Source organism: Protofrankia sp. Cj5 (genome assembly GCF_917627405.1).
In the GTDB taxonomy this organism is placed as follows: domain Bacteria; phylum Actinomycetota; class Actinomycetes; order Frankiales; family Frankiaceae; genus Protofrankia.
Map to the genome: position 1 here is coordinate 16674 of NZ_CAKJTO010000022.1, position 13462 is coordinate 30135.

Below are 13462 nucleotides of genomic sequence, written 5' to 3' on the forward strand. Positions count from 1 at the left end.
ACAGAAGAAATCCAGAATTCGATCATCGTGTGCCTCGTGCCCCCGAAGATCAACAATGGATCTGGCGCCGACAGAGAACAACAGCACGAAGGGTGACCACGATGTAACATCAACCGACCGATCCAGCGGCCAGCAGCCAACACCGTGGTCACCCAAGCCGCCTGCTTCAAACCTGCCTTGATCTTCTCAGACAGATCTTCTCAGGCAGAGATGACGTCCAGACGGACGGTCGCGACGACGTCCGAATGCAGGTGCACCGAAACCGTGTGGGCACCTAGTGACTTGATCGGCTTCGGTAGCTCCACCCGCCTGCGGTCCAGGTCCGGACCGCCTGCCGCGGCGACCGCCGCCACCACGTCCGCTGCCGTCACCGAGCCGAACAACCGGCCTTCCTTACCCGCCCGGCTCACCAGTTGGACGGACAGGCTGGAAAGCTGGCCGGCAATCTCCTTGGCATGCCCGAGGTCCCGGACCTGCCGGGCCGAGCGGGCCCGGCGGATCTGAGCGATCTGCTTCTCGGCACCCCGCGTCGCCACGATCGCGTACCGGCGGGGGATGAGGTAGTTACGCCCGTAGCCGCCAGCGACGTCGACCGTGTCACCGGGGCTACCGAGGCCGGGTACCTCCTGAGTGAGGATCAGCTTCATCGCCATGCTCCTCAGCGAGCCGTCGAGGTGTAAGGCAGCAACGCCATCTCGCGGCTGTTCTTCACCGCGATCGCCACGTCACGCTGATGCTGACTGCAGTTGCCGGTGACTCGCCGGGCACGGATCTTACCGCGGTCAGAGATGAACTTCCGCAGCAGCGAGGTGTCCTTGTAGTCGATGTAGTCACTCTTGTCCTTGCAGAACGCGCAAACCTTCTTCTTCGGTTTGCGCACGGCCGCCTTGGCCATCGTGCGCTCCTATATGTCTGTGGGTTTGACCGGCCCCTAGAACGGGGGTTCCTCGGAGTAGGCTCCGGCGGGCGCGGACCACGGGTCGTCAACGGCGCCACCGCCGTAGCCCGAGCCGCCACCAGCGGGAACGGGGGCGCCGTAGCCACCAGCTCCGGCAGGCCCGGCAGGCCCGCCGGACGCTTGCGGTGGCCCGCCATAGCCGCCAGCAGGGCCAGCGGCCGGCCCGCCATACCCACCGCCGCCACCGCGACTGGCCTTGACGACCTTCGCGGTGGCGTACCTCAGCGAGGGACCGATCTCCTCGACGTCCAGCTCGACCGAGATGCGCTCGTTACCCTCACGGTCGGTCCACTTCCGCTGCTTGAGCCGGCCCTGCACGATGACCCGGGCGCCCTTCTGCAGCGACTCGGCAACATGCTCCGCGGCCTGCCGCCAGATGGAACAGCGCAGGAACAGCGCGTCCCCGTCCTTCCACTCGTTGGTGGTCCGGTCGAGGGTCCGCGGCGTCGAGGCCACGGTGAAGCTGGCGACCGCGGCGCCGTTGGGCGTGAACCGAAGCTCAGGGTCGTTCGTCAGGTTTCCGACTACCGTGACAACTGTTTCGCCGGCCATGAAACCAAATCCCCTCAGGCCGCGATCTTACGTCGAGGCTTCTTCTCGGGAAGCCGGATCACCTTGGTACGGATCACCGATTCGTTGAGAACGAGCTGGCGGTCGAGCTCGGCGACCACCGCCGGCTCGGAATACAGGTCGATGACGGCGTAGATGCCCTCAAAGCTCTTGCGGATCTCGTAGGCCAGCCGGCGCCGGCCCCAGACATCAACCTTCTCGACGACGCCGCCGCTGGAGCGGACGACGGTCAGATACTGGTCCAGAGACGGCGCGACCGTGCGTTCCTCGAGATCCGGCTCAAGGATGACCATCAGTTCATAATGCCGTGGCAAGGGTGAACCCACCTCCTGTGGACTCGGGCGGCCACGGACAGTTCCGTGGCAGGAGGACAAGCCGCGTATCCGGTCACCCGTACGTGGAACACGCGCGGGCCAACAAGCGGCAACCTCGCAAACACTACTCGATACGGCTCGGCCCGCGGGCCGCCGCTCGCTGCCCATCCATCGCCGCGCGATGGATGGGTGCCCCGGCTCGTCGGTCAACGCCCAGCGCATCCGGCGGCGACCACCTAGCGGCGACGACCACCCGCAGCCCGGCGCTGACCAATCCGATGACAACCGTGAGCGCAAGCACCACGAGCAGGCCACGCAGGTGCCGATCAGGCGACGGCCAGATCACACCAACCACGGTCACGCCCAGGGCCGCGGCGAGGCAGACGCAGGTGACGACCGCCACAGCGAGGCTCCCCAACTGTCCGCGAGGTGAAGATCTGGGGAACGGAGCTCCAGGCGGGCTCAGTCGACCCACTGACCCTGGGTGAAGGCAATGACAAAGACTGCCATGACCGGCGCACACAGCCAGCTGTAGGCCGGCCGCACCCAGGGCCGCCGGATCGCGACACGGCCAAGCAGCAGGTACATCGGGAAAGCGACCAGCATTGTCCGGATCCCTGAGGCGAAGTAGTTCGAGCAGCTCATCAACAGGGTCGCGGCACCGACGAAGGCAGCCTCACCTATCTGAGCGGACCGCACAAGCGCCACGGTCAGCACGACTCCGAGGACGACAGCGGCCACCTCGCCGCGCCAGAACCAGGCGAACGCCGATGACTGCGACGTGTCGAAGGCAGCGTGCCAGGTCGTCCGCCATCCCACCCACGGCCAGTCGATCTCCCGGTGCCAGCCGACCCGCATCGCCTCGGCGTAGGAGTCCCACCGGCCGGTCCGGACCCGGAGGTAGGTGACAAAGCCGAGCACGGGCAACGGGGGCAGCGCGAGCGCGAGTCCCGGCAGCGCGAACACCGGCAGGCCCGCACGCCGCCGGCCGACGACATACTGCACCGCCAGCGCGAAGCAGAAGGGGATTCCGGTGACCCTGGTCGATGCGGCTCCCGCGCCGAGCAGACCGGCGGCCCACCAGTGCTGGCGGCGCGCGGCGAGCCAGGACGTTGTGGCGAAGCCGAGAAAAATCGCCTCGGAGTATCCGGCGCAGAGGAACACCGCGTAGGGGAACAGCAACAGCGCGAGGACAGCGAAGTCCGCGGCGCGGCGGTCCGGGCCACCCGGAGCTGTCCGGCGCCGGTTGCCAGCGGACACCGGTCCGGTTCCGGCGGACACCGGTCCGGTCGCGGTGGGCACCGGTCCGGTCGAGATGGCCAGCTGTCCGGCCGCGGCGTCATCGATCTGCAGCTGCCAGATGGCCGCCACAGCCACTGCCCCCGCGACGAAGGAGACCACCATCCCCGCGACCGTCCAGTCACCAAAAACCAGATGAGCGAGTCGCATCGCGAGCGGGAAACCGGGAAAGTCCACCTCGGTGTGATCAGCGTACTTCGGGGACTCGTATCCGAAACGCGCGACCTTGGTGAACAGCCCGACATCCCACCGGTTCCACAACGTCGACAGGGTCGGCAGATTAGCGCTCGGCTGACCGGACAGCGCCCGGGACGCGGCCAACGACAGCAGGATGACCGTGATCCGGCTGGCGAACCAGACCGGAAAGGTCGCCCGGACGGCTTCCGGGAGCCGGTCCAACCACGACCGGACCGTGCCGGCCAAAGCGGGCCAGGGCGTGCCCGCGCCCTGAGCCGACGCACGGCCTGGCTCGGGCGTGAGCCCGGCCCCGGACCGCGTGGCCGCACCGGAATCCGGCGCGGCGTCACCAGAGTGATCAGATAGCGGGTCTCCCGACGTCAGGGCCATCAAACGGTCCCGACAGCCGCGGCCCACCCGCCCGGATCGGGCTGGGTGACGGCCAGGTCGTCAGGCCGGGGTTCGGCGTCCGCCGCGACGCGCGCGGCCCGCCGGCCGCGGCGGTCCGCGGAGCCGTCGAGTACCCCCCCGGCCGGGTCGTCCGCCTCGGCCGCGACGCGAACCACGTCCAGTTCGGGGCGCAGGATCTCGCGAATGACCAGCGAAGCAAACACACACAGAGTGAGGTCGCGGATGACGACGGCACTGACGAACCAACCGCGGTCGATCCCACTCGCTCCGTTGGTGTCGTTGTAGACGAAGTGCAGGAAACGGGTGAGCAGCACGTAAGCCTCGCTGGCCTGCCAGGCCAGGAAAGCCGGCCAGCGAGGCCGGGCCAGCGCCGCGAGCGGCACCAGCCACAGCGTGTACTGCGGCGAGAAAACCTTGTTCGTCACCAGGAACACGGCAACCGTAAGAAACAGCAGCTGGGGCAGGCGCGGCCGCCGGGGCGCGAACCATCCCAGCGCGGCTATACCGAGAAGAAGTGACCCCAGCACGACCATCGAAACGATATTGAGCGTGCCGGTGGGGATGCCGTGCTCTCGGACATCGGTCAGTAGCACCGGGGCCAAGACCGCGACCAGCAGCCATCCGGTGAACGCCGCCAGCGCGACCACTAGTCGCCAGGCCGGCCAACGCGAGGCCGCCGCGAAACCGACGGCGGCCAGCGCGATCCCGGCCACCAGCATGATGATCAGATGGACGGCGCCGAACATGCGGGACGAAAAGGAGCTGGCCAGCCAGGTGGTCGCGAAAGCCAGCGAGTCCCAGTCCGGGCCGCGCCCGGAGTTGAGGTCGACGAAGCGCAACATCGCGTTCGTCCCGTCACCCCAGTGGCCACCGATCCTGGCGAACCAGTCGCCACCGGCCCACAGCGTCCCCCAGATACTGTCGCCCACCCGCTCGTCACCCTTGAAGTACCCGGCGATCAGCCAGAGCGGCCCCCACACCGCCGCGGCAGTCGCCACCGTGGCCACCAGGGTACGGACAAAGGACCGGAGCATGCCCGCACGCAGAGTGAGCACAGCCAGCGGCAGCAGGAACAACAGCGGGTAGAACTTCGTCGCCGCGCCCAGCCCGATCAAGATGCCGGCGAGCGTGGGCGCACGGCGTGACCAGGCCAGCAACCCCCCGGCGGCGAACGCCACCGCCAGGATGTCCCAGTTGGTCATGAGATGGAGCAGCAAAACGGGAGCGAGCGCGACCAAGGCGGCGTCGAAGACCCTCGCCCGACCCGCGGCCAGCGCCGTGCAGAACACCGTGGCGCAGGCCGCCACCAGGAACAGCAGGGCTGTGACATCGTAAAAAGTCGCCGTGCGCTGGTCGATCGTGTATCCGGCCACGACCTGTCTGCCGGCGTCATCGCGGTACACCGGCCGCGACGGCGAGGCGAAACCGGCGACCGATGACGCGAGCTGCATGGCAGCGCCAATCAGCGGCGGGTACTCAGTGGGGTAGTCGAGGAAGGGCCGCTTGCCGTTGGCCAGCCCCTCCTGACCGTACAGGGCGACTACGTCCGAATAGCACATCCGCGTGTACTGGTACTCGTGCGACCAGTTACGGGTGTCCCGGCAGGGCGCCTTCTGGGCGTAAGCCAACAGGCACATCGCGACGGTGAAGGCCATGAGTACCCGCAGCGGCGTCCACCAGCTCCGATCGACACCGATGCGGGCGTGTGCCCCGGGCGGGCCACCGATGATCATGCTCGCACCGGCAACCACCGGGTCCTCCTTCGACGGGCACACCCGTCGAAGGGATGCCGTCGGCCGGGACACTTCGGGGCCTGTCCCAGGATGCGTCTCCCGGCGTGCGCTAGCCATGGGTCATTCTCACCCGGGCCACACGCCGCACCTGGACCGCATGCCTCCCACGCGAGGCGCGTCTCGCACTGGCAGCACTGGCACGCCCGTCGGGCTCCATGAACTCACCCAAAAGGCGTCGGAAATGTAATATTGTTATTATTGCTACCATTATTGTTATTGGATGACTGCTTGGCCTTTGGTGTCGTTGTCGCTGACACCAGCCCAGGTGGGGTAGTCGCACCAGCGGTGGGCGAACTTTCCGGGATCGGTCGCGACTGGGTGGGGGAGATCGATACCGCCGCTGTGGATGTCGGCCCAGGCAGCTGCGGGACGGTCGGCTCCGGAGTCGGCGACGGTGAGGCGTTCGTGACCGTCCCAACATACTTCGGTGCGGCAAAAGCCTGTGGCGCTACGCCGCTCAGCGCGCCGTCCATGAAGGCCTTCCAGACCTTGGCCGGATAACCACCGCCATAGACACCGCTCATAGCCCCGGGGATGCCGACCAGCGCGGTCGCCTTGCTGACGCCACCGTCGCCCCGGAACATGTTCACGCAGGCCGCCAGCTGTGGCACGTAGCCGCAGAACCAGGCGGTACGGAAGTTGTCGGTGGTACCTGTCTTGCCCGCCGCCGGACGGCCGTCGGCCAGCTGGGCGGCCTTGCCGGTACCGTCCTTGATCACCGATTGCAGAGCGTAGGTCACGTCCGCGGTCACGCTCGCGGACAGAGCATTCGTCGATCTCCTCGGACCCTCGTAGATAACCTTTCCCTTACCGTCGACGACCCGGTCGACGAGATGCGGGGGGATGGCCTTCCCTCCATTCGCGAAGGTGCTGTAGACCGCGACCATGTTCTTGGCCGTGATGCCGTCCCGGCCGAGGGTCACTCCGGCGTCGTCGGTGAGCGCGACGTCCTTGGACACACCGAGGGCACGCGCGGTGGAGATCACGTTGTCGATTCCAGCGGTGATACCCAGCGGTACGAACACGGTGTTGATGGATTCCGCGGTTGACTTGATCAGATTGGGGTAGCCGAAGTTGCCGTGTTCCTCGTCGTTGTGAACGACATACGTACCGCTGCCATCGGCGGCGTTTCCGGGGATCTTGAGCACGTCCGGGGCCTCGTAGGTCGAGTTCAGGCTTGCGCCGTGCGTCAGGGCCGCGGCCAGGGTGATCGGCTTGAAGGTCGACCCAGGCGGCACCTGCGCCTCCGAGACGTTGTCCTCCCAGAAGGTCTGGCCGTTCGTGCCCTTGCCGTAGATCGAACCGCCGTACCAGGCAAGTACCCGGCCGCTGCTCGGTTCGACGGCGACCAGCCCGGTCCGCAGGTCGGGCACGGCGGCATAGGGCTTCTGGAGCACGTTCGTGACGGCGAGGTAGGCGGCGGTCTGGCGGCCCTGGTCGATGCTGGTCTGGATGCGCAGACCCTGCAAGTTGATCTGCTGCTCGGTGATACCGGCGGCGATCAATTCGTCCTTGACCTGGTCACGAATGTAGGCGGCCTGCGGCGATGAGACCGCCAGCCCGTTGGACCTGTCCCGTTCCTTGGTCACCGGAGGCTTCTTGTCGGGACCCGCGCGGGACGGGTCCAACCATCCTTTGGCGACCATCGTGTCGATCACCTCGTGCCAACGGCGTTCCGCGGCGACCGGGGTCACTCTCGGGTCGAGCGCGTTCGGAGAACGGATCAGCCCGGCGATGACCGCGCCCTCCTCCGCGGTGAGGTCCTTGGCGGGCTTGTCGAAATAGGTCTTGGCAGCGGCCTCGATGCCATAGCATCCGCGCCCGAAGTAGATCGTGTTCAGGTAGAACTCCAGCACATCGTCCTTGGAGTACTGCTGATCGATCTTGATCGCCATGGCGATCTCTTTGAACTTCCGGGAGAAGGTCCGCTCCTGGGTCAGGTAGGCGTTCTTGGCATACTGCTGAGTGATCGTAGAACCACCCTGGGCGATCTCACCACCACGGAGGTTCACCCAGATCGCTCGAGCGATTCCCTTCGGGGAGATACCGGGTTCGCTGTAGAAGTTCTTGTTCTCGGCGGCGAGCACCGCGTGCTGGGCGTCCACCGACACCTGGGAAAGCGGTACGTTCGTCCGGTTGACCGTACCGATCTTGGCGATCTCGGTCCGGCCGTCGGCGTAGGTGATGACCGACGTCTGTTCGGCGGTGTTGACCGTGGCTGGCAACGGCACTTTCGTGAAGGCCAGGACCACCGCCACCAGGGCTGCGATCATCAGCACACTGAACAACAGCCCAAGCAGGACGAGTCGACGCAACCACCGAGGACGGTTTCGCCAGAACATCGGACCGTGTTTCCCCTGACCTCTGCGGACCGTGGGCTCGGCCGCGCGGCGGCCCGCGCGGCCGGGCGGGCTGTCGCCACCCCGATCGAGGGCCTCGACCGCCGACGTGGCGAACACGTCATCCGGGCGGGGACGGCGCACGTAGGTGGTGGAGCTGGCAGTGCGCTCGCGTACGCCGATGCGGTCCATCGCGGCCCGGTCGGTCGTGTCGTACAGGCTGCTGGTGGCCCCGCCCCATCCGTCGGGACCGGGATGGTCCCGGCCAGCCGGGGCATGGCGGATCTGGGTACGCCCGTTGTCGTCATCGCGCGGGTGCGCATCCCGATCGTAGGGTGGCCTCACTGACTGTCCCGTCCGTCGCGACAGGGGGTAGAAGACCCCGCATGGTCGGTGGCTGACAAAAGACGCTACGCCGTCCTTCAGGAGCGCACCCACACCGCCTCCGGCAAAACCGCTTCCACGACGGAGTCACCAGTGGGCCGGACACCTTGCCGACAGCTCGCCAACCGGCGGCCTCGGGACGGCCCGCGCCAGCCGCATGCGGAGAAGTGCGCTCACGTGGTCCTGACCGGCTAGTCAGCTGTGCGCCGGCTGCTCCCTCGGCGTGCGCGGGGCTGGCCGGTCCCGATCACAAAGGACGTAGTCAGGTGGTTCCAGCCACAGCAGGTGCAGACCTCCACCACATAGACGTTCAGTTCGCTAAACCGTTGTTCCAGCTCCGGTAGGTCCCTGGTGGCCCGGACCCGACCAGAGCTCACGCCGAGCTCGTCACCGTAGGTGTAGGTAACGTTGATCAAAGGGTCGTTCCGACAGACCGGGCAGCGCCGGGCAGCCGGCTCGCCATGGTACTTGGCCGCTCGGAGCAGGTACGGATGGGCGTCACAGACGTCCGTCGTCGACACTCTGCCCGCGTGCAGATCAGCGAGCGTCGCTCGCCGGGCGAGCGCGTAGTCGATAACCGACCGTGGGCGCATGGCAAAAACGGTACGCCGGATGCCGCGTCTCGGCAGACGGTCCGGACAGATGCGTCAGCGGTACCGGAGAACCCCTGAACACGGCGTGTCACAGGCCGCCAGTTGACCATCTCGCCGTTGCGTACCAGACATCCGTTGTTGCCTTGGATTCCCCGAAGTGGCATCCTCGATGTATCGGAACGATATGTCTGACACTCTGATCATAACTGCTTAGAGCGCCCGGCAATAGGAGCGTGGATCAAGGAGCGGGGCTGGGGTGCGTGCATCGCGAGGCGACGGAGACAGCCACCGGAGGTGTTGGGTGGCGACCGACGAGCCGGGGTACCCGTGCATCGCGCAGCGATGGACGGGGAGCGATGCGGCGAGGGGCGTGCCCCAGCCCCGCGACGCCGCGTCCCCTATTGCCGGTCGCTCTTAATCGTAATCACTGGATCACAACAGCTGGATCACAACAGTCAGCTCAGTCACGGTGGAGGGAGTAGCGATGTTGGAGTTGGCCGTCCTCGCGTTGCTCTCGGAAAGTCCGATGCACGGCTACGAACTGCGAAAACGACTGAACACCGTGCTGGGTACCTTCCACCGTTTCAGCTACGGGTCGCTGTACCCGTGCCTGCGCAAGCTCGCGGCCGAGAGCTACGTCACCGCCGACGGCCCCACTGCCGCGGGTCGCCTCGGCGGTCGCAGCCGTGTCGTGTACACCCTCACTGCCGAGGGCAAGGAACGCCTCGCGGCCCTTCTCGGTGAAGGCGGTCCGTCCTCCTGGGAGGACGAGATGTTTGGGATCCGCTTCGCCTTCTTCGGTAAAACCGATGCGGCTGTCCGGCTGCGCATCCTTGAAGGCCGGCGCGGACGGTTGGAGGAACGACGGGAGAAGGTCCGGTCCGCGCTGACCAGGACCCGCGAACGGTTCGACTCCTACACGCTCGAGCTTCAGCGTCACGGTCTCGAGTCCGTCGAGCGCGAGGTCCGCTGGCTGACCGAACTGATCGAGACCGAGCGGGCGCAGGCACCGCCCACAGGGGTGCCCCCAGACATGTCCGCACATACGGCGCGGCCCGGGGCGACACAGCCACCGGCTCGGGAGGACAACGGCGACGGGACTCCGCCCACCGGCTGACGGGCAGGTGCCTCTGATCTCGCGTCGTCGTCGTAACCACCAGCGGCCCGGCCATCACCAGCAGCATCCACAACCAGCATCACTTCACACATAGCCAAAGGGAGCAGACCGTCATGGGTTCGGTACGTGTCGCTATTGTCGGTGTAGGCAACTGCGCCGCATCCCTCGTCCAGGGGGTCGAGTACTACCGCGACGCTGATCCGTCGGCGCGGGTGCCGGGCCTGATGCACACCCAGCTTGGCAACTACCACGTCCGGGACCTTGAGTTCGTCGCGGCGTTCGACGTCGACGCGAAGAAGGTCGGGCGTGACCTGTCCGAGGCGATCGTCGCCAGCGAGAACAACACCATAAAGATCATCGATGTACCACCGCTCGGCATCGCTGTCGCCCGCGGTCACACCCTGGATGGCCTTGGCCGCTACTACCGCGAGACGATCGCCGAGTCCGATGAGGAACCCGTGGACGTAGTGGCCACCCTGCGTGAGGCCCGTGTGGACGTCCTTGTCTGCTATCTTCCTGTCGGCTCCGAAAACGCGGCGAAATTCTATGCCCAGGCCGCGATCGACGCGGGCGTCGCCTTCGTCAACTGCCTTCCGGTGTTCATCGCGAGCCGGTCCGAATGGGCGGAGAAGTTCCGCGCGGCCGGGCTGCCAATTGTCGGCGACGACATCAAATCGCAGGTCGGCGCCACCATCACCCATCGCGTACTGGCAAAACTGTTCGAGGACAGAGGCATCGTCCTGGACCGCACGATGCAGCTCAACGTCGGCGGCAACATGGATTTCAAGAACATGCTCGAGCGGGAGAGGCTGGAGTCCAAGAAGATTTCCAAGACGCAGGCGGTGACGTCTCAGCTCTCCCACGACATGGGCCGAGAGAACATCCACATCGGTCCGTCCGACTATGTCTCCTGGCTGGACGACCGCAAGTGGGCCTATGTCCGCCTCGAGGGACGAGCCTTCGGGGATGTGCCGCTGAACCTGGAGTACAAACTCGAGGTCTGGGACTCGCCGAACAGTGCCGGTGTGGTCATCGACGCGGTCCGCTGCGCCAAGATCGCCCTTGACCGGGGGGTCGGCGGGCCGCTGCTCGCCGCATCCTCGTACTTCATGAAGTCACCACCGGAGCAGTACCGTGACAACGTCGCCCGTGACAAGGTGGAGGCATTCATTCGCGGCGAGTAGGACAAGCCACGAAGGCACCGAGGGGGCCGGCCATCCGGAGGGGGTGGCCGGCCCCCCTTCTTCGTCGCTTCTTTCGCCGCCTTTTTCATGCTTTTCCGCTACCCATCGCCAGCTGTCACGGTCAGCCATCATGGCCGGATCACTGTCCCGGCGGGCCGGAGAACCGTGTGATCATAATTCTTTCGCGCGTCCGGAGGCCTCGAGCGAGATGGCGGGCGCCGTTGTCACCGAGGCAGGCGGCGCGGTGGTCGTGGGCAGCGGGCCAAAGCGCGGTTCATCCGGATCGGACGGACCGGATGAACCGGACGCGCGCGTACGCAGGTACAAGAGCGCACACACGATGTAACCGACACCGGCAGCCACCACCATAACCGTTGACCTGCCGGTGGCCGGTAGGGTGATCGCCGCGAGCGCGGCGGCGGCCACATAAGCGACGTTGAACAGAAGATCATACAAGGCGAAGACGCGTCCCCGGTAGGCGTCGTCAATCTGTTCCTGCACGACCGTGTCAACACAGATCTTGCTGGCCTGGGCCGCGAACCCGATCGGTACCGATGCGGCGATCAGCAGCGGCGAGGTGAACGGAAGACACAGAACGATCTCGACAACGCCAGCGGCGAGCAGGACGAGAACAATCCACATCTGCTTGCCAATCCGCCGGGTCACCCGCGGTGTCACGAACGCGGCCGCGACCGTTCCCACCCCACCGGCTGTCACCAACAGCGCGAGGCCTCCCAGTCCTCCGTCCGCACCCGTGAAGTAGTTACGGTAGAGCAAGATTGCCATGACCGAGGTCAGACCGTACGACGCCCGGGACCCGGTGAGCGTGGCCAGAGCGTACCGGGCCGGCGTCCGCCGCCACAGATGGCCCGCACCGTCCGCCAGTTCCGCGACCACCTGTCGAACCTCGCTGAGAACGCCCTGCCCAGGCGGTGCGGCCAAGGGGCCGAACTCGCCCCGGCCCGCGCGGGTGGCGGTACCCGCGGCCACCAGGTAGATCATGCCGGCGAATGCGGCCACCAGCGCGACACCCGCGTCGTCCCCACCGATCAGCCCCCGCAGACCGCTGCCGATGCCGGCACCGATGAGGGTCGCGAGTGTCCCGGCGGTGGTCGACAGCGCGTTCGCCGTGACGAGCCCTCCCTCGGCGACGACAACCGGCAGACCCGCGGACAGCGCGGCAAGCACGAACCGGTTGACACTGACCACCGCCAACGCGGCCGCGTAGAAGTCAGCACCGGTATGCCCGGCGGCGATCAGCACGACGAGCAGGCCGAGCAGGACTGCCCGGACCAGCGCGCAGACCACCAGCACCCGCTGCCGTGACACCCGGTCGAGCACGATCCCGGCGAACGGCCCGATAACGCTGAACGGCAGGACAACGATCGCAAGCGATGTTGCGAGCGCCGCCGCGGAGGTGGCTCGCTCCGGCGAGAACAGCACATAGCTGACCAGGGTCGCTTGGAAGACGCCGTCCGCGGCCTGTGAGGTCAGTCGGGAGGCGAAGAGCCGCCGGAATCCGGTCAGCTCGAACAGTTGTCGCAGATCTCCGGCCCGCGCCACACCACGAGCCTACGGACCCACCCGGCCGCCGGCCGCGCCGTACCCCTCCAACACTCCCTCCGGCCTCCGCTGACACGGCCGGAGCGGGCGCCGCCCCGGGGGTTTGGCTGGGTGCCCGCGGGGCGGCGCTGTGACACGGGTTGGCGGCCGGGGCCGGGCGGCTGCGCTCAGCTCCGGCAGGACGCTCCGGCGCAGGACGCGAGCTGGTTCAGCCGCGCGTCGAGCTGGGCGACAAGCGCCGCGTTCTGTCGCCGGCCCGCCGGGGTGGCAAGCAGGTTCGTGAGTTCGTACGGATCGGCCGCCAGATCGTAAAGCTCAAACTGGTGGACCTGTGGGGCCCGGTCGACGTCGTACCAGCGGACGTAGAGGTGGCGATCGGTCCGCAGACCGGTCCACGGCGGCAGGTCGAGATAGTGCGCGGCCGCGTTGTTCACCTGCTCGGCGACGATCCCGTCCTGGCCGTCCTCGCCGGGGCCCGCATACTGGCCCAGCAGGTCGCGGCGCCACGACGTCGGTTCCCGACCGTGCAGCAGGCCGGCGAGCGACTGCCCGTCGACGTCCGCCGGAACCGCCGCCCCGGCCAGCTCCAGGAAGGTCGGCGTGAGGTCGATCTGCGCGACCATATGGCTGTCCGTACCCGCCTTGATCCCGGGCCCGGCGACAACCAACGGCACCCGCAGCGACTCCTCGTAGGGAGCCATCTTCTGGACGAGACGGTGAGAGCCGAGGTTGTAGCCGTTGTCCGAGGTGAAGACAAGAT

Annotated in this window: 13 protein-coding genes; 2 read left to right on the forward strand and 11 right to left on the reverse strand. The window is 67.0% G+C overall.

The window, feature by feature from the left end:
* Positions 1 to 200: 200 nt before the first annotated feature.
* The 9 genes from rplI to MJ777_RS07235 form a co-directional block, all read right to left on the reverse strand.
* The gene (rplI, locus tag MJ777_RS07195; RefSeq protein WP_239307938.1) at positions 201 to 647 is read right to left on the reverse strand and encodes a 50S ribosomal protein L9; all 447 of its coding nucleotides are present in this window, start codon (positions 645 to 647) and stop codon (positions 201 to 203) included.
* A gap of 11 nt (positions 648 to 658) precedes the next feature.
* A complete protein-coding gene (gene rpsR, locus MJ777_RS07200) occupies positions 659 to 895 on the reverse strand; it encodes a 30S ribosomal protein S18 (protein ID WP_131749434.1) in 237 nt (78 codons plus the stop codon).
* 36 nt (positions 896 to 931) lie between these two features.
* The gene (locus MJ777_RS07205) at positions 932 to 1510 is read right to left on the reverse strand and encodes a single-stranded DNA-binding protein (RefSeq protein ID WP_239307939.1); all 579 of its coding nucleotides are present in this window, start codon (positions 1508 to 1510) and stop codon (positions 932 to 934) included.
* Between the two features lie 14 nt (positions 1511 to 1524).
* Positions 1525 to 1842 (reverse strand): 30S ribosomal protein S6, encoded by a 318-nt coding sequence (gene rpsF / locus MJ777_RS07210; RefSeq protein ID WP_255720521.1) that lies wholly within the window; start codon positions 1840 to 1842, stop codon positions 1525 to 1527.
* Positions 1843 to 1966: 124 nt separating this feature from the next.
* Positions 1967 to 2245: a hypothetical protein gene (locus tag MJ777_RS07215; protein ID WP_239307940.1), complete on the reverse strand. Its 279-nt coding sequence runs from the start codon at positions 2243 to 2245 to the stop codon at positions 1967 to 1969.
* 59 nt (positions 2246 to 2304) lie between these two features.
* Complete coding sequence (locus tag MJ777_RS07220; RefSeq protein WP_239374371.1) at positions 2305 to 3708, reverse strand: hypothetical protein; 1404 nt, start codon at positions 3706 to 3708, stop codon at positions 2305 to 2307.
* Positions 3708 to 5579, reverse strand: a complete 1872-nt coding sequence (locus tag MJ777_RS07225; protein ID WP_239374374.1) for a glycosyltransferase family 87 protein — start codon at positions 5577 to 5579, stop codon at positions 3708 to 3710. The genes MJ777_RS07220 and MJ777_RS07225 overlap by 1 nt, the downstream gene beginning before the upstream one ends.
* 104 nt (positions 5580 to 5683) lie before the next feature.
* Positions 5684 to 8206: a transglycosylase domain-containing protein gene (locus MJ777_RS07230; RefSeq protein WP_239307942.1), complete on the reverse strand. Its 2523-nt coding sequence runs from the start codon at positions 8204 to 8206 to the stop codon at positions 5684 to 5686.
* Positions 8207 to 8436: 230 nt separating this feature from the next.
* Positions 8437 to 8838 (reverse strand): DUF5318 family protein, encoded by a 402-nt coding sequence (locus MJ777_RS07235; protein WP_239307943.1) that lies wholly within the window; start codon positions 8836 to 8838, stop codon positions 8437 to 8439.
* 484 nt (positions 8839 to 9322) lie between these two features.
* On the opposite strand from MJ777_RS07235, the gene MJ777_RS07240 reads away from it, so the two are divergent.
* Together MJ777_RS07240 and MJ777_RS07245 are read left to right on the forward strand one after the other, a co-directional pair.
* Complete coding sequence (locus tag MJ777_RS07240) at positions 9323 to 9955, forward strand: PadR family transcriptional regulator (protein WP_239374377.1); 633 nt, start codon at positions 9323 to 9325, stop codon at positions 9953 to 9955.
* Positions 9956 to 10068: 113 nt separating this feature from the next.
* Positions 10069 to 11139, forward strand: a complete 1071-nt coding sequence (locus tag MJ777_RS07245) for an inositol-3-phosphate synthase (protein WP_239307945.1) — start codon at positions 10069 to 10071, stop codon at positions 11137 to 11139.
* A gap of 171 nt (positions 11140 to 11310) precedes the next feature.
* Here MJ777_RS07245 and MJ777_RS07250 read toward each other — a convergent pair whose 3' ends face one another.
* Both MJ777_RS07250 and MJ777_RS07255 read right to left on the reverse strand, forming a co-directional pair.
* Positions 11311 to 12702, reverse strand: a complete 1392-nt coding sequence (locus MJ777_RS07250; RefSeq protein WP_239307946.1) for an MFS transporter — start codon at positions 12700 to 12702, stop codon at positions 11311 to 11313.
* A 167-nt stretch (positions 12703 to 12869) separates the two neighbouring features.
* On the reverse strand, positions 12870 to 13462 hold a 593-nt coding region (locus MJ777_RS07255; protein ID WP_239374380.1), incomplete at its 5' end, for a sulfatase/phosphatase domain-containing protein.